14 protein-coding genes are annotated in these 15,174 nt (G+C 58.6%); 5 read left to right on the top strand and 9 right to left on the bottom strand.

Going from position 1 to position 15,174, the window contains the following annotated elements; all coding sequences use genetic code 11:
* Nucleotides 1–35: 35 nt before the first annotated feature.
* Nucleotides 36–1,493 carry a cytosol nonspecific dipeptidase gene (gene pepD, locus OHJ17_RS20355; RefSeq protein ID WP_016530034.1) on the bottom strand — a complete coding sequence of 486 codons (1,458 nt, stop codon included), beginning with the start codon at nucleotides 1,491–1,493 and terminating at the stop codon, nucleotides 36–38.
* Nucleotides 1,494–1,750: 257 nt separating this feature from the next.
* Between pepD and gpt the strand changes: the two genes are divergently transcribed.
* From gpt to crl, 3 genes are all read left to right on the top strand, one after another.
* Nucleotides 1,751–2,209 carry a xanthine phosphoribosyltransferase gene (gene gpt, locus OHJ17_RS20350; protein WP_002889733.1) on the top strand — a complete coding sequence of 153 codons (459 nt, stop codon included), beginning with the start codon at nucleotides 1,751–1,753 and terminating at the stop codon, nucleotides 2,207–2,209.
* Between the two features lie 105 nt (nucleotides 2,210–2,314).
* On the top strand, nucleotides 2,315–3,559 hold the full coding sequence (gene frsA / locus OHJ17_RS20345) for an esterase FrsA (RefSeq protein ID WP_002889742.1): 1,245 nt from the start codon (nucleotides 2,315–2,317) through the stop codon (nucleotides 3,557–3,559).
* 57 nt (nucleotides 3,560–3,616) lie between these two features.
* Nucleotides 3,617–4,015: a sigma factor-binding protein Crl gene (crl, locus tag OHJ17_RS20340; protein WP_004177332.1), complete on the top strand. Its 399-nt coding sequence runs from the start codon at nucleotides 3,617–3,619 to the stop codon at nucleotides 4,013–4,015.
* A gap of 85 nt (nucleotides 4,016–4,100) precedes the next feature.
* On the opposite strand, the gene csiR is transcribed toward crl, so the two are convergent.
* The 6 genes from csiR to glaH form a co-directional block, all read right to left on the bottom strand.
* Nucleotides 4,101–4,793 (bottom strand): DNA-binding transcriptional regulator CsiR, encoded by a 693-nt coding sequence (gene csiR / locus OHJ17_RS20335; protein WP_004191866.1) that lies wholly within the window; start codon nucleotides 4,791–4,793, stop codon nucleotides 4,101–4,103.
* Nucleotides 4,794–4,838: 45 nt separating this feature from the next.
* On the bottom strand, nucleotides 4,839–6,239 hold the full coding sequence (gene gabP, locus OHJ17_RS20330; protein ID WP_002889795.1) for a GABA permease: 1,401 nt from the start codon (nucleotides 6,237–6,239) through the stop codon (nucleotides 4,839–4,841).
* 149 nt (nucleotides 6,240–6,388) lie between these two features.
* Nucleotides 6,389–7,672 carry a 4-aminobutyrate--2-oxoglutarate transaminase gene (gene gabT, locus OHJ17_RS20325; RefSeq protein WP_032432623.1) on the bottom strand — a complete coding sequence of 428 codons (1,284 nt, stop codon included), beginning with the start codon at nucleotides 7,670–7,672 and terminating at the stop codon, nucleotides 6,389–6,391.
* Nucleotides 7,673–7,684: 12 nt separating this feature from the next.
* A complete protein-coding gene (gabD, locus tag OHJ17_RS20320; protein ID WP_004178683.1) occupies nucleotides 7,685–9,133 on the bottom strand; it encodes an NADP-dependent succinate-semialdehyde dehydrogenase in 1,449 nt (482 codons plus the stop codon).
* A 25-nt stretch (nucleotides 9,134–9,158) separates the two neighbouring features.
* Nucleotides 9,159–10,427: an L-2-hydroxyglutarate oxidase gene (lhgO, locus tag OHJ17_RS20315; RefSeq protein ID WP_023300766.1), complete on the bottom strand. Its 1,269-nt coding sequence runs from the start codon at nucleotides 10,425–10,427 to the stop codon at nucleotides 9,159–9,161.
* Nucleotides 10,428–10,454: 27 nt separating this feature from the next.
* Nucleotides 10,455–11,432, bottom strand: a complete 978-nt coding sequence (glaH, locus tag OHJ17_RS20310; RefSeq protein ID WP_002889847.1) for a glutarate dioxygenase GlaH — start codon at nucleotides 11,430–11,432, stop codon at nucleotides 10,455–10,457.
* Between the two features lie 461 nt (nucleotides 11,433–11,893).
* Here glaH and OHJ17_RS20305 point away from each other — a divergent pair, with 461 nt between their 5' ends.
* Together OHJ17_RS20305 and OHJ17_RS20300 are read left to right on the top strand one after the other, a co-directional pair.
* On the top strand, nucleotides 11,894–12,151 hold the full coding sequence (locus OHJ17_RS20305; RefSeq protein ID WP_002889848.1) for a YjhX family toxin: 258 nt from the start codon (nucleotides 11,894–11,896) through the stop codon (nucleotides 12,149–12,151).
* A gap of 57 nt (nucleotides 12,152–12,208) precedes the next feature.
* Nucleotides 12,209–12,958: an SAM-dependent methyltransferase gene (locus OHJ17_RS20300; protein ID WP_002889849.1), complete on the top strand. Its 750-nt coding sequence runs from the start codon at nucleotides 12,209–12,211 to the stop codon at nucleotides 12,956–12,958.
* Nucleotides 12,959–12,998: 40 nt separating this feature from the next.
* Here the strand turns inward: OHJ17_RS20300 and OHJ17_RS20295 are convergent, their stop codons facing one another.
* Together OHJ17_RS20295 and OHJ17_RS20290 are read right to left on the bottom strand one after the other, a co-directional pair.
* Nucleotides 12,999–13,637 carry a glutathione S-transferase family protein gene (locus OHJ17_RS20295; protein ID WP_002889850.1) on the bottom strand — a complete coding sequence of 213 codons (639 nt, stop codon included), beginning with the start codon at nucleotides 13,635–13,637 and terminating at the stop codon, nucleotides 12,999–13,001.
* A 217-nt stretch (nucleotides 13,638–13,854) separates the two neighbouring features.
* Nucleotides 13,855–15,117: a PTS galactitol transporter subunit IIC gene (locus OHJ17_RS20290; protein ID WP_002889852.1), complete on the bottom strand. Its 1,263-nt coding sequence runs from the start codon at nucleotides 15,115–15,117 to the stop codon at nucleotides 13,855–13,857.
* Nucleotides 15,118–15,174 lie beyond the last annotated feature (57 nt).

Here is a 15,174-nt window from a genome sequence, read left to right as displayed (position 1 = left end):
TAAAACCGGCGGCGGGCCGCCGCCGGTTGTGGGGCTTATTTAGCCGGAATGGCTTTCAGCAGCTCGGTCAGCAGCGTCCAGTACTGACCGACGCTCTCGATATGGACCTGCTCATCCGGGGAGTGCGGACCGGTAATGGTTGGCCCGATGGAGACCATGTCCATCTCCGGATACGGTTTTTTGAACAGACCGCATTCCAGACCGGCGTGAATGATCTGGATGTTCGGCGTCTTGTTGAACAGACGCTGGTAAGTCTCGCGCACCAGGTGCATCACCGGCGAATTGGCGTCCGGTTGCCAGCCAGGGTAAGCGCCTTTGGCTTCGGTTTTCGCCCCCGCCAGCTTACCCAGAGAATCCAGCATGCTGACCACGTAGTCTTTGCCGCTGTCGATCAGCGAGCGGATCAGGCAGTGGATCTGTACGTTGTCATCGGTCATGGTGACGACGCCGACGTTCAGCGAAGTTTCCACTACGCCTTTCGCCACGTCAGAGTTGCGGATAACCCCGTTCGGCGTGGCGTTCAGCAGACGGATGAAAGTGTCGCGGGAAGCCTGAGTCAGCGCCGCTTTGTCGTTATCGACCGCTTCCAGGAGCACCACCAGGTTCTTCTCTTTGGCCTCCAGCTCGTTTTTCAGCAGCGCCTGGTAAGTATTCACCAGCGCTTTCAGCGCATCGGCTTTATCCGCGGCGACGGCGACAGTAGCGTAAGCTTCACGCGGGATGGCGTTGCGCAACGTGCCGCCGTTGAAATCGACCAGACGCAGATCCAGCTCATCGGCGTGGCCGGCGAGGAAGCGCGACAGCAGCTTGTTGGCGTTACCCAGACCAAGGTGAATATCACCGCCGGAGTGGCCGCCTTTCAGCCCTTTTAAGGTGACTTTAAAGCTCTGGAACCCGGCGGGAATCGCTTCGCGGGTCAGCGCCAGGTTAGAGGTGAAATCGATCCCGCCGGCGCAACCCATGTAGATTTCGCCTTCTTCTTCGGAGTCGGTGTTGATCAGGATATCGGCCTGTAGCCAGTTGGCCTGCAGACCGAACGCGCCGTCCATACCGGCTTCTTCGGTCATGGTCAGCAGCACTTCCAGCGGGCCGTGAGCGACGCTATCATCGGCCAGTACCGCCAGTGCGGACGCCATTCCGATACCGTTGTCCGCGCCCAGCGTGGTGCCGCGCGCTTTCACCCATTCGCCGTCAATGTACGGCTGGATCGGATCTTTAACGAAGTCGTGGACGGTGTCGTTATTTTTCTGCGGCACCATATCGAGGTGTGCCTGCAGCGCTACCGGCTTACGGTTTTCCATACCGGCAGTCGCGCCTTTACGAATCAGAATGTTGCCAACCTGGTCGCGTTCCGCATGTAAGCCTTTTTCTTTTGCCCAACCCATAATGTGCTCGGCGAGCTGTTCTTCGTGATAGGACGGGTGCGGGATGGAGCAAATCTTGGCAAAAATATCCCAAAGCGGCTGCGGGGATAGTTGAGACAGTTCAGACACGGTAAGTCTCCTTACAGACTCCTGCATACAGCGGTTGCAGGACGAGGGTTAGCGTTAAAATACACAACAAGCCCGGGCTTGCGCGATGGGGTTGAGAATACCACTTTCCACCGCCGCAGGTAGTGTAAACAACGCAAAAAGCGTTGCGCAAACCGCTTAGCACTGGTTTTTAGTGCGTCAGATCTCTATAATCTCGCGCAACCATTTTCCCCCTCGAACATTATTTAAGCCGTATTACACAGGCTGGGACACTTCACATGAGCGAAAAATACGTCGTCACCTGGGACATGTTGCAGATTCACGCCCGCAAACTGGCCAGCCGTCTGCTGCCGGTTGAGCAATGGAAAGGCATTATTGCCGTTAGCCGCGGTGGACTGGTACCGGGAGCCTTACTGGCGCGTGAACTGGGCATTCGTCATGTTGATACCGTATGCATCTCCAGCTACGACCATGATAACCAGCGCGAGCTGAAAGTGCTGAAACGTGCGGAAGGCGATGGCGAAGGCTTTATCGTCATCGACGATCTGGTGGATACCGGCGGTACCGCCGTGGCGATCCGCGAAATGTATCCCAAAGCGCACTTTGTCACCATTTTCGCCAAGCCGGCAGGCCGCCCGCTGGTGGACGATTACGTTGTGGATATTCCGCAGGATACCTGGATTGAACAGCCGTGGGATATGGGCGTGGTGTTTGTACCGCCTATCGCAGGTCGTTAATTCTTCAGGACAGTGCTATTTACCACGCCCGGCTTGCCGGGCGTGGTTTTTTTTATCCTTTAGCAGGTTACAATATCCGGAGTGGCACTACGACGGAGACTGCACATGTCACAGGCTAACCTCAGCGAAACGCTGTTTAAACCTCGCTTCAAACATCCCGAAACTTCTACGCTGGTGCGTCGGTTTTCTGCCGGAAAACCCCAGGCGATGCAGTCGGCGCTGAGCGGCAATCACGTCGATCACTGGTACCGTCTGATCAACCGTTTGATGTGGATCTGGCGCGGCGTAACTCCGCAGGAGATCCTCGATGTGCAAGCGCGCATTGTGATGAGCGAGGCCGAACGAACCGATCCTGAGCTGTTCGATACCGTCATCGGCTATCGCGGCGGCAACTGGATCTTCGAGTGGGCGAAAGAAGCCATGCAGTGGCAGCAAAAGGCCGGGCAGGAAGCCGATCCTTTGCTGAGCGGCCGCCACTGGCTGCATGCCTCGAACCTGTATAGCATTGCCGCTTATCCGCATATTAAAGGCGATGAGCTGGCGGAACAGGCGCAGGCTTTAGCCAACCGGGCGTATGAAGAAGCCGCCCAGCGGCTGCCGGGCTCGCTGCGCGAGCTGGAGTTCACCATCCCTGGCGGCTCGCCGATAACCGGCTTTTTGCATATGCCGAAAGGCGAGGGGCCGTTTCCGACGGTGCTGATGTGCGGGGGGCTGGACTCGCTGCAGACCGATTATTACAACCTGTATGAGAACTACTTCTCACCGCTCGGCATTGCCATGCTGACCATTGATATGCCCTCCATCGGCTTCTCGTCAAAATGGACGCTAAATCAGGACACCAGCCTGCTGCATCAGCACGCGCTGCGCCATCTGGAAAATGTGCCGTGGATTGACCATACCCGGGTCGCCGCTTTCGGCTTCCGCTTTGGCGCCAATATCGCGGTGCGTCTGGGCTATCTGGAGCCGCAGCGGCTGAAGGCTGTAGCCTGTCTGGGCCCGGTCGTTCATGGTCTGCTGGTGGATCCCCTGCATCAGGGGCGCGTGCCGGAGATGTATCTTGACGTGCTGGCTTCGCGGCTGGGCATGCATGATGCGTCCGATGAAGCGCTACGCGTGGAGCTCAACCGCTATTCGTTAAAAACCCAGGGACTGCTGGGGCGCCGTTGCCCGACGCCGATGCTTTCCGGCTTCTGGAAGGACGATCCGTTCAGCCCCGAAGAGGAGTCGCGGTTAATCACCTCGTCATCTGCCGATGGCAAACTGCTTGAGATCCCGTTTAACCCGGTGTATCGCAATTTTGATCACGCATTGCGACAGATCGCCCGCTGGATCAATCATAGATTTGGTTAATTTATTGCTAAATTCTATTGGTTTGGTAAAACAGTTGCATCACTAAAGGAGATCGCAATGACGTTACCGAGTGGACACCTGAAAAGTAAGTTGATCAAGAAATTCACGGCGCTGGGGCCTTACATTCGCGAAGAGCAGTGCCATGACAACCGTTTCTTTTTCGATTGCCTGGCAGTTTGCGTCAATGTTAAGCCCGCACCGGAGAAGCGTGAATTCTGGGGCTGGTGGATGGAAATGGAAGCACAAGAGTCACGTTTCACCTATAGCTACCAGTTTGGCCTGTTCAATAAGGAAGGATCATGGCAGGCGGTCGACATTGGCGACCCGGAAGTGAGCGACAGGCTGGAAAAAACGCTGCGCGAGTTTCACGAGCGCGCGGCAGCGCTGCTGACCACCTTTAATCTGAAGCTGGAACCGGCCGACGATTTCAGCGAACCGGTTCGCCTGCGAGCCTGATTGATCTACGGATACGATTTCTCCACGCCCGTGCGGCGTGGAGATGCGTGCCGCCATACCCGTAATTTCCACCCCTCCATCTGACTCACCCTGCCTGCGGCGACAGCTTGCCAGCCATCGCCTGCTGAATAATCGGGATCGGAGTCAGTAAGTGCTCGCGCATCAGCGCGCTGGCCTGTTCGGCGTCGCGCGCCAGAATAGCGTCCACCAGGGTCTGATGCTGGACATGCTTATCTTCCAGCATCTCCACCGACAGCACGGTGGTGCGCAGCCAGATGAAGCGGTAGCGCGCCGCCAGATCGAACAGCCGTTCGCGCATCTGCAGCAGATACTGGGAGCCGCAGCCGGCGACGATGGCGGTGTGAAACGCCTGATGGCGCTGGTCCCATTCATCCAGTAAGCGCTCACTCGCTTCGCACGACTCCAGCTTGTTGAGCAGATGGGCGCGGGCCAGCAGCTCGGCTTCCCACTCGTCGCCGCCGCGTTCAATGGCGAGACGCACCAGCATGGCCTCCATGTTGGCGCGCGCGTCGAAGATATCGAGAAGCTCCTGTTCCGACATGGGCGCCACCCGATAGCCTTTCTGATTGACCACCGTTACCAGCCGCTCGGCCACCAGTTGCGAAAGCGCCTCGCGCAGCGGACCGACCCCCAGGCCATAGCGCGACGTCAGCAGGCTCATCCGCAGCTTCTCATCGGGGTGGTAAACCCCGCGGATGATGTCGTTTTTTAACCAACGGTATCCGTCAATGGCCGTCGCCTGGGGAATGGCGGTCATGTTCTTACTCCTGAATACTCTTCCCGGCGGGCGCCGGGAACAGGGTTAACGCGTATTTTGCAGCGGCAGTTTTTGCCACAATACCAGCTTTTTCCAGCGTGACATAATCGGTACCGTACAAATAATTCCCAGAGCTAACAGGCCGGTAGAGATCACCTCCAGCTGCTGCGCCGGACGAAACAGCATCACCACCAGCACGAAGGTGATAAAGGCGATCACCAGCCAGGTCAGGTATGGATAGAGCCACATTCTGAGACGGATCTCGCCGCCTTGCGCCTGAAGGATTTTGCGCATCCGCAGTTGTGAAACGGCGATCACCAGATAGACCAGCAGGGCGATGGCGCCAGAGCTGTCGATGAGAAATTTAAACACCTTGGCGGGGGCATAGTAGTTCACCACTACGGTGAGGAACGCCGCGCCGGTGGAGAGCAGCACCGCCACGTATGGCGTTTTGCTGCGGTTGGTCCGGCCCATAATGGCCGGCGCATCGCCGCGACGGCTCAGGGAGTAGAGCATCCGCGAGGCGGTATACAGCGCCGAGTTCAGACAGCTGGTGACCGACAGGAGGATCACGCCGTCCATAATCAGCTTGGCATAGGGAATATGCAGCAGCTCGAGCACCGAGCGGTAGGAGCCGATGCTCTTCAGCCCCGGCATATTCCATGGGATGAGGGCGACGACGATAAAGATCGAGCACAGATAAAAAATAGAGATACGCCAGATCACCGAGTTGGTGGCGCGCACGATATGTTTATCCGGGGTATCCGATTCGGCGGCGGCGATGGTGACGATCTCCGCGCCCATAAACGAGAACATGGTGATCAGCATCGCGCTCAGCACCGCGCCGAAGCCGTTAGGCATAAAGCCGCCGTGATCCCACAGCCGCGAAATGCCGCTCACTTCGGCATAGGGGTAAAAGCCGGTAATGGCGACCGCGCCCAGTACGATAAACGCCAGAATAGCGATCACTTTGCACAGCGCCAGCCAGAACTCGAATTCGCCGTAGTTCTTGACGCTCAGCAGGTTACTGCCGGTGAGGGCGAGAGTGATGACCAGGGAGAACAACCACACCGGGACGCCCGGCACCCACGAATGCAGAATAATCGCCGCGATATTGGCTTCCAGCGGAATAACCAGGACCCAGAACCACCAGTACAGCCAGCCGATGGTATACCCCGCCCAGCGGCCGATGGCTTTATCGGCGTAGGTGGAAAAGGAGCCGGTATCCGGCGTGGCGACCGCCATTTCGGCCAGCATACGCATAATCATCACCACCAGCAGCCCGGCAAACAAATAGGCCAGCAGCACCGCCGGGCCTGCCTCGGCAATGGCGACGCTGGAGCCGACAAATAAACTCGCGCCGATCACCCCGGCGATAGATAACATCGTGACGTGGCGCGACTTCAGCCCCGCCCCTAAATCCTGTGATTGCGACAGTTGCCCCATCATTTACCCTCTCGAAGTGTGTCACCTGGGAGAGCGCCCCGACGTTCCCGCGCCGGGGCACGCGTATTATTGTTGTTTTGCAGGTCTCGTCTTCATTCCCTTACGAACGTACTTCGCTTCCGCATGTGTTCTGTTCTATGCCTGTTTCTCTATGCCTGTTTCGCCTCGCTAAAGCAGTCGGCGATGATCTTGAGCCCCTGCTCGATCTGCGCCTCTTCGATGGTCAGCGGCACCAGGATGCGCAGCACGTTGTAGTACGGCCCGCAGGAGAGCAGGATCAGGCCTTTGTCGCGGGCGCGGGCGACGATATCCGCCGTCAGCCTGGCGTTCGGCCTGCTGCGGTCGCCCTCTTCAAACAGCTCAATGGCGATCATCGCCCCCAGACCGCGCACGTCGCCGATCTCCGGATGATCTTCAGCGATCGCCAGCAGGCCCTGGCGCAGGGTGTCGCCGAGCTGGTTGGCTTTTTCCAGCAGATTCTCCTGCTCGAAAATCTGTAATACCGCCAGGGCGGCGGCGCAGGCGATGGGGTTGCCGGCGTAGGTGCCGCCCAGTCCGCCGGGGGCGATGGAGTCCATCACCTCCGCGCGGCCGGTGACGCCCGCCAGCGGAAAACCGCCGGCGATGGATTTGGCGAAGGTGGTGATATCCGCCGCGACGCCCATCCGCTCCATGGCGAACAGGGTACCGGTGCGGCCCGCGCCGCTCTGGACCTCATCGGCGATAAGCATAATGCCGTGCTCGTCGCACAGGGCGCGCAGGCGCTGCATAAAGGCCGGGGAGGCGGCATAGAACCCGCCTTCACCCTGCACTGGCTCAATAATGATGGCGGCGATATCTTCCGGCGCGGCATCGTTTTTGAAGATGCGATGGATGCTGGCGATCGCCTCGTCATCACTGACGCCGTGCAGCGCGCACGGGTAGAGGGCGCGATAGACATGGCCCGGCATTAAGCCCATACCGGCGGAGTAAGGATTCACTTTGCCGGTCAGCGACAGGGTGTAATGGGTGCGGCCGTGATAGGCGCCGGTGAAGGCGATAGCGCCGCTGCGCCCGGTTGCCGCGCGGGCGATCTTCACCGCGTTCTCCACCGCTTCCGACCCGGTGGTGACCAGCAGGGTTTTCTTGGCGAAATCACCGGGCACCTTTTGATTCATCTTTTCGCACAGCGCCAGATAAGGCTCATAGGCCAGCACCTGGAAGCAGGTATGCGACAGCTTTTTCAGCTGGTCTTCGACGGCGGCGACAACCTGCGGATGCAGGTGGCCGGTATTGAGCACCGCGATACCGCCGGCAAAATCGAGATATTCCCGGCCTTCCACGTCCCACACCCGGCAGTTCTCCGCGCGTTCGGCGAAGATAGGGTGGATCTGGCCGACGCCGCGCGGGACCGCGTCGCTGCGACGCGCCATCATTGCTTTATTGCTGTTCATCCGTCGCTCCTGTTAAAGGCCAATGCACATATATTTGATTTCTAAGTAATCTTCGATGCCGTACTTCGACCCTTCGCGGCCGAGGCCGGAGGCCTTAACGCCGCCGAACGGCGCGACTTCGGTGGAGATAATGCCGGTATTGATGCCGATGATGCCGTACTCCAGCGCTTCGCCGACGCGGAAGACGCGGCTCAGATCGCGGGCGTAGAAATAGGCGGCGAGACCGAACTCGGTATCGTTGGCCTGGGCAATGACGTCGGCTTCATCTTTAAAGCGGAACAACGGGGCCAGCGGGCCGAAGGTCTCCTCTTTCGCCACTTTGGCGCTGTCGGGAACGTTGACCAGGATGGTCGGCTGGAAGAAGTTGCCACCCAGGGCGTGCGGTTTGCCGCCGGTGACCACCTTCGCGCCTTTGGCGATGGCATCGGCAATGTGTTCTTCAACTTTGGCCACGGCTTTCTCGTCGATCAGCGGGCCGGTGGTGACGCCGTCCTGCAGGCCGTCGCCAATGCGCAGTTTTTCCACCGCCTGCTGCAGCTTCTCGGCGAAACGGTCATACACCCCGTCCTGGACGTACAGGCGGTTGGCGCAGACGCAGGTCTGCCCGGCGTTGCGGAACTTCGACGCCAGCGCCCCCTCGACGGCTTTATCGAGGTCGGCATCGTCAAAGACGATAAACGGCGCGTTGCCGCCCAGCTCCAGGGAGACTTTTTTGATGTCTTTCGCGCACTGCTCCATCAGCTGGCGGCCAATCTCGGTAGAGCCGGTAAAGGAGAGCTTGCGCACCAGCGGGTTGCTGGTCAGTTCGCCGCCGACCGCGCCGGCGGAGCCGGTGACCACGTTGAATACTCCGGCGGGGATCCCGGCGCGATTCGCCAGTTCGGCCAGCGCCAGCGCGGAAAACGGCGTCTGGCTGGCCGGTTTCAGGACCATGGTGCAGCCGGCGGCCAGCGCCGGGCCCGCTTTGCGGGTGATCATCGCCGCCGGGAAGTTCCACGGCGTGATGGCGGCGGTAACGCCGATGGGCTGCTTAATCACCAGCAGGCGCTTGTCGGCCTGGTGGCCCGGAATGGTGTCGCCGTAGATGCGCTTACCTTCTTCGGCGAACCACTCAATAAAGGAGGCGGCGTAGCTGATTTCGCCTTTGGCTTCCGCCAACGGTTTTCCCTGCTCGAGGGTCATCAGGCGAGCGAGATCGTCCTGATTCTCCATCATAAGATCGAACCAGCGGCGCAGAATGTTCGCCCGCTCTTTGGCGGTCAGGGCGCGCCAGGCGGGTAGGGCGCGATTGGCGGCTTCAATCGCTTCGCGGGTTTCATCGGCGCCCATTTTCGGCACGCTGCCGAGCTGCTCGCCGTTGGCCGGGTTGGTGACCGCAATCACGTCGCCGTTGGGCGCATCGCGCCACTGGCCATCGATCATCGCCTGCTGGCGAAACAGTGTCATATCGTTGAGTTGCATAATTGCTTCCTGTCTTCAGGGGGGGTTAACGGGTAAAAGCGGCGTGTAGTGTCTCCACGCTACGTGCCGCACGCAGCGTGCGTCCGGGATTGCTCTGGCTGGCCAGCAGGCTCTGCACCTTGCTGACGATATGCGCGCCGATCGGGATAGCGGAGGTGGCCGCTGGCGATGGCGCATTGCAGGTATGTATCGAACGCGCGGTGGTAACGAAGAGAAAATCGTCGATCAGCTTGCCCTGCGGCGACACGGCCTGCGCCCGCACGCCGGCGGGCCACGGGCGTAAATCGCTGAGCGTCAGGCTCGGGCAGTATTTTTGCACCAGCCGCAGATAGCCGCTTCTGCACAGCGAATTCTTCATTTCGCCCAGTCCGGAGCGCAGGTTGTTTTGCAGTACCCGGCGGATGCCGGGCGAGGTGAGGATCTCCAGGGTATCGGCCAGCGAGATATCGCGCTTGCGGTAGCCTTCGCGCTTCAGAGCCAGCACGGCGTTGGGGCCGACGGTGACGCTGCCGTCGATCATGCGGGTCAGGTGGACGCCGAGGAACGGCATCGCCGGATCGGGGATCGGATAGATCAAATGGTTGACGATCTGGTTGTGCTGCGGCGCCAGCTGGAAATACTCGCCGCGGAACGGACAAATGATAAACCCGGGGTCGACGCCGAGCATTTTTACCAGCCGATCGGCCATCAAGCCCGAACAGGCGATCAGCGTCGAGGCCTCATATTCTCCGCCCTGGCGGGTGCGGATCACCACGCCGCTGGCATGTTCTTTCAGGGCGCTGACTTCGGCGTTGTAGACGATCGTTCCGCCTTTCGCTTCGAAGTTCTTCGCCATTGCCGCCGCCACTTCGCGGTAGCTAACGATGCCGCTGGAAGGGACGAAGATCCCGCCGAGCCCGGTAATGTTCGGTTCGCGCTCGCGTAGCTCCCCGGCGCTCAGCCACTCGCGCTGCAGGCCGTTGGCGACGGTGCGATCCCACAGGGCGCGCATCCGCTCCATCTCCAGCGGTGAGGTGGCGACCAGCATTTTGCCGCAGACGTCATAGCGGATGCCGTTCTGCTCGCAAAAGGCCTTGGTGGCGCGGTTGCCGGCGAGGCAAAACTGCGCCTTGAGGCTGCCGGGCGTGTAGTACACCCCGGCGTGGATCACGCCGCTGTTGTGGCCAGTCTGATGGCAGGCCGGGCCGGCCTCTTTTTCCAGCAGCGCAATGCGGGCGTCCGGGTAAATCTCAATTAACTGCATGGCGGTCGACATGCCGATGATGCCGCCGCCGATAATCACGAAATCATACATCCGCTCAATTCCTTCGCCTGAAAACCCTTATTGATGAGTCTGGTAATGATTCGTGGAATACGCAAAGTAGCCGCGCTGGCGCATCAGCTCGCGGCGCAGGTCCGGGTGCGGCGTAAAGCGGTCGCGGCCGTGCAGCCAGAACAGGTTGTTAATGAGCAGAAATTTGCCCACCGGCACCGGTATGGAAAGGATGTTTTTGCTGGTCTCCAGCGCGTCGGAGAGGCGGCTCAGCCAGGTGCCTTCTTCGAAATCTTTCGGCTGGACGAACTGGTCGATATAGCGCATTACCGGGCGGCCCAGCGAATCGACGTCGAACACCGGGTGGAAAACATCCTTGCTGACGTTTTTGCTCGGCGGCGCGGCCCAGCGCATCGGGCGGCGGGCGAGCGGGTCGCGGAAGAATTCGTCGAGATGCTCCCAGTCGTCGAGATGCAGCAGCAGGGAATTGCCGCCCTGCATGTTCTGCTCGTCGATCTTCATCATTAATACGTAGTCGGTTTGCTCTTCGACGTAGGTGCCGTCGTTGTGCAGCTCCATCACCCGGTGCGGCTGGCGCAGGTAGCTGTCTGAGTTATCGACATTTTTCACCACGAAGCGGGCGTAATACTGACCGCTCATGGCGTCGAAGTTGGAACGACCAATCAGGTGGGCGACGGCGGTGGCCAGCTTGACCATCTCCTCGGCCTGGCTGACGTGATCGATCCCTTCGCCGTTGATAAGCAGCGCGCCTTCCGCGCGATCGAGCAATGTTTTGATCAGCAACGGCTGCAGCTGATTGCCACACAGATCGTCGAGGATCTTGCCGACCTGGAAGCGTAAGAAAGATTTGTACTCCAGCGCCTGCACCGGCCACTGCGCGACCTGCTGCAGGAACTGCGTGGTCGTTTCGGCGGAAAAGGTGAGCTCCAGCAGGCGCGGCGACTGGGCGGAAGGGGTGAAAGAAAAGCCAGGGTATTGCTGGGCTACCGGCGCGGGTGTCGGTTTTACTGCGGTCAGGGCGTTCATCAGGATCGTTCCTCGCTGTAAGGTCAGGGTGATGTTCATTTCGTAGCCATAAATTAAAAATATCTACATTTTTATAAAATGCGTACGAAATGGCCTTTTTGTTTCCATTTTGTGATCTGACAACAATTATTTAACAATACGGGAGGGGGGATAAGGTGGTGGTGAAAGTTGCGGAACAGAGCGGGTGGCGGATAGCGCAAAATGGGGATAGGGCCGAGGGAAATCGTAATACCGGTCACAGTTTTTAATCTGCACAATATCCTTACCAGATGAAGGTGTTAATATTCAGCTGGTAAATACCTTTCAATGCTCACTGAGGCTTCGATGCTGGAGAATGTCATTATCAGATAATCAGTTTCCCGACCTGCCCAGGCCGGACTGATTATCGCTGCGCTTAAACCTTACGCACACACCTGCGGGTGTAGGCATGTTTTCGCACATGATAATGAACAGGTTTCAGTATGAATTTATCCCGTCAGGAACAACGGACCTTACACGTTCTCGCCAAAGGTGGCCGTATTGCGCACGTCCGCGATACCTCCGGCCGCATTACCGCCGTTGAATGTTACACCCGCGAAGGGCTGTTGCTGAGCGACTGCACCCTTGCGGTCTTCAAAAAGCTCAAAACCAAAAAGCTGATTAAGTCGGTGAACGGCCAGCCGTACCGGATCAACACGACCGGTTTGAATAACGTTCGCGCGCAAGCGGACAACCGCTGAAATAGCGACCCGGGCAGGGTCGCTGCCCGGGCGTATGGCTCTCAAGGAGAAAACCTCATGATCGATATCCCTCGCATTTTTACCATCAGTGAAAGCGAGCACCGTATCCATAACCCTTTTACCCCGGAAAAGTACGCCACGCTGGGACGGGCGCTGCGAATGGCGCCGGGCACCACCATTCTCGACCTCGGCAGCGGCTCCGGCGAGATGCTCTGTAGCTGGGCGCGCGATCATCAGATCGTCGGCACCGGCGTAGACATGAGCCTGCTGTTCAGTCAGCAGGCGGCCGCCCGGGCAGAGGAGCTCGGGGTAAGCGACCGGGTAACCTTTGTGCACCAGGATGCCAGCGGATATGTCGCCAGCCAGCCGTGCGATGTTGCCGCCTGCGTGGGGGCCACGTGGATCGGCGGCGGGGTGGCAGGCACAATCGAGCTGCTGAAGCAGAGCCTTACCCCAGGCGGCATGTTGCTTATCGGCGAGCCATGGTGGCGCAAACGTCCGGCCACGGCAGAAGAGGCGATTGCCTGCGGCGCGCAGTCACCCGATGACTTCCTGACGCTACCGGCGCTGGTCGCCCACTTTGGCGAACTGGGCTATGACGTGGTGGAGATGGTGCTGGCCGACCAGGAGGGCTGGGATCGTTATGAAGCGGCGAAATGGCTGACAATGCGCCGCTGGCTGGAGGCCAATCCGCACGATGACTTCGCACCGGAGGTTCGCCAGCAGTTGACCACTGCGCCGCTACACCACGTCACCTGGACCCGGGAATATCTCGGCTGGGGCGTGTTTGTCCTGATGGCGCGTTAACCGGTATGTCGGTAGCGTCAGGAGGCGCTACCGACCACCTTCAGACCTTCAGTTCGTCGTAGCTGACCATGACGTGCTGGCGAAAGGCGGGCCGTGAGGTTAGCCGTGCATAATACGCCGCAAGGTGGGGGAGGGGACGACGGGGGATATCGATTGCAAAGTAGCGGTACAGCACATGACCAAACTGGATATCGGCCAGGGTGAACGTATCGCCCACCAGATAGCGACTCCCGGCGAGACGTGCCTCGGCAATCGCCAGCTTTTGCTCCAGGGCCGTCACCGCCGCGGCGATGGCCTGCGGATCCCGCTCGGCGGCAGGCGTGCGCACCACGCGCCAGAACACCGGCGTCGTAAAGCCGAGGGCGATATTCTGCTTTGACCACTCGGCCCAGCGATCAACCTCAGTACGAGCCAGCAGTTCGCCCGGCCAGAAGGCGTCGTCGGCGTAGCGACTGGCTAAATAGCGAAGGATCGCGCCGGTTTCCCACAGCGGCGGATTTTCGTCATCCTGCAGCACTGGTACCGTACGATTGGGATTGAGCTGATAAAACGCCTCGCTGTCGGTACCGCCATAGCGATGCCCCACGTCGAACCGGAGATAGTCCAACCCAAGCTCGCCAACACACCACATCAGCGCCTGCACGTTAGAGGAGGTTTTTCGGCCCCAGATGGTCAGCATCGGGATCTCCAGAGAACAGGGAAAGAAGGAGCATAGCAGGTTGGGTTGAAAACGGGAGGGGGTACAAAAGAAATGAGCCACCTCGCCGCGCAGGGGGCGGACGCGCTGGTCAGATGTTCAAACCAGGGGCGTAGCTGAGCCAGCTATTCAGTGCACAGTATAAGAGGAAGAAGCAGAGGGCAGCAGTTTGCCCTCTGTTTACTTGAGTGGTCTTGTACTAATGTGTGGCGCTAAAAAACTCGCCAAATTTGACGGCCAGCCAGCCGACAGGCGTCGTGGCGCCGCCGACGATATTGGTGATCTCGGCCATCCCTTCCGGCACCGGAATATGCGAGTTCACCGCCGCCTGAGTGTATTCTTGCGAAATGTCCGTCCCGACATACAGGATGCAGGTCACGATCAGGGTTCCGGTTATGAACATGCGGAACATATTTCGTTTACAGAACGGCGTGACCATTGCCAGCAGGAACATTAAGGAAGCCAGATCGACAAAGGGCAGTACGCGGTTGCCGGGCAGAATGATAGACAGCACCACAGCCATAGGGATTAACAGCAGACCGGTCGCCAGTACCGAAGGTTCACCGATCAGTAACGCCGTATCCATCCCGATGTAAAAATCGCGCCCCGGGAATTTAGCCTTCAGTTTTGCTTCAGCGGCATCACGGACAATCAACAATCCCTGCACCAGAATTTCAATCATTTTAGGCAGCAGCAGCATGGCGGCTGAAACCTTAATGGCCAGTGAAACGGCCGCGGAAACGTCATATCCCGCCAGGAAGGCCAACAGCAGTCCCAGTACGAACCCCAGAGTAAGAGGCTCGCCAAAAACGCCGAATTTTTTATTAATACTTTCCGGATCGAAATTGATTTTATTGATAAGCGGGGTCTTTTCAATGATGTAATTACAGGCAATGCCAAACGGCACGTAAGCTATACAGGTAAGATGGGGGAATGATATCCCTTTAAGATTATAGTTTTTTTGTAAATACGGCGCCGTTAAATCTGCCGCCAATAGCGTCAACACAAAAATAGCGAATGTAATACCGACCGAAAGCCAGTAATTTCCCGTTCCGGCATAGACCACAGACCCCATGATCAGGAAAATCCAGTAGTTAAAAATATCGATATTCACCGTTTTGGTTAATTTCAACAGAAGCATGGCCAGGTTGATGACGATAAAGCCCACCACGACGGGCAGCATCAGCGGCGAACCCCAGCCAATGGTCGATGCGGTAGGCCAACCGGTATCAACGACCGTTAACTGCAGGCCGATACGCTCAACCATCGCCTGCGATGCCGGGCCCAGGTTTGTCAGCAGCAGGCCAATCACCAGCCCCACCCCTTCAAAACCAATGCCTACCAGCATCCCTGCTTTAAATGCCGTACCGATTTTAACGCCAAAGCAAAGCGCGATAATAAAGAATATTACTGGCATCATTACTGATGCCCCCAGACTAATAATGCTGTTGATAATATCCATAATGATTCCTTAAAAGGCGGGCGAATTGGGCACGAGTAAACCCGTGCCCATTGGGCC

The sequence above is a fragment of the Klebsiella sp. KP20-425-1 genome, assembly GCF_025813515.1.
GTDB classification, from domain to species: domain Bacteria; phylum Pseudomonadota; class Gammaproteobacteria; order Enterobacterales; family Enterobacteriaceae; genus Klebsiella; species Klebsiella pneumoniae.
The sequence above is the reverse complement of the archived record's forward strand: the minus strand, read 5'-3'. Positions and strand labels throughout refer to the sequence as shown.

Excerpts from the sequence above, each read along its gene's own strand:
- OHJ17_RS20305 (WP_002889848.1), top strand. The coding sequence starts at position 11,894 with ATGAATTTATCCCGTCAGGAACAACGGACCTTACACGTTCTCGCCAAA.
- gabD (WP_004178683.1), bottom strand. The coding sequence starts at position 9,133 with ATGCAACTCAACGATATGACACTGTTTCGCCAGCAGGCGATGATCGAT.
- glaH (WP_002889847.1), bottom strand. The coding sequence starts at position 11,432 with ATGAACGCCCTGACCGCAGTAAAACCGACACCCGCGCCGGTAGCCCAG.
- crl (WP_004177332.1), top strand. The coding sequence starts at position 3,617 with ATGACGTTACCGAGTGGACACCTGAAAAGTAAGTTGATCAAGAAATTC.
- OHJ17_RS20295 (WP_002889850.1), bottom strand. The coding sequence starts at position 13,637 with ATGCTGACCATCTGGGGCCGAAAAACCTCCTCTAACGTGCAGGCGCTG.
- gpt (WP_002889733.1), top strand. The coding sequence starts at position 1,751 with ATGAGCGAAAAATACGTCGTCACCTGGGACATGTTGCAGATTCACGCC.
- gabT (WP_032432623.1), bottom strand. The coding sequence starts at position 7,672 with ATGAACAGCAATAAAGCAATGATGGCGCGTCGCAGCGACGCGGTCCCG.
- csiR (WP_004191866.1), bottom strand. The coding sequence starts at position 4,793 with ATGACCGCCATTCCCCAGGCGACGGCCATTGACGGATACCGTTGGTTA.
- frsA (WP_002889742.1), top strand. The coding sequence starts at position 2,315 with ATGTCACAGGCTAACCTCAGCGAAACGCTGTTTAAACCTCGCTTCAAA.
- lhgO (WP_023300766.1), bottom strand. The coding sequence starts at position 10,427 with ATGTATGATTTCGTGATTATCGGCGGCGGCATCATCGGCATGTCGACC.
- OHJ17_RS20290 (WP_002889852.1), bottom strand. The coding sequence starts at position 15,117 with ATGGATATTATCAACAGCATTATTAGTCTGGGGGCATCAGTAATGATG.
- OHJ17_RS20300 (WP_002889849.1), top strand. The coding sequence starts at position 12,209 with ATGATCGATATCCCTCGCATTTTTACCATCAGTGAAAGCGAGCACCGT.
- gabP (WP_002889795.1), bottom strand. The coding sequence starts at position 6,239 with ATGGGGCAACTGTCGCAATCACAGGATTTAGGGGCGGGGCTGAAGTCG.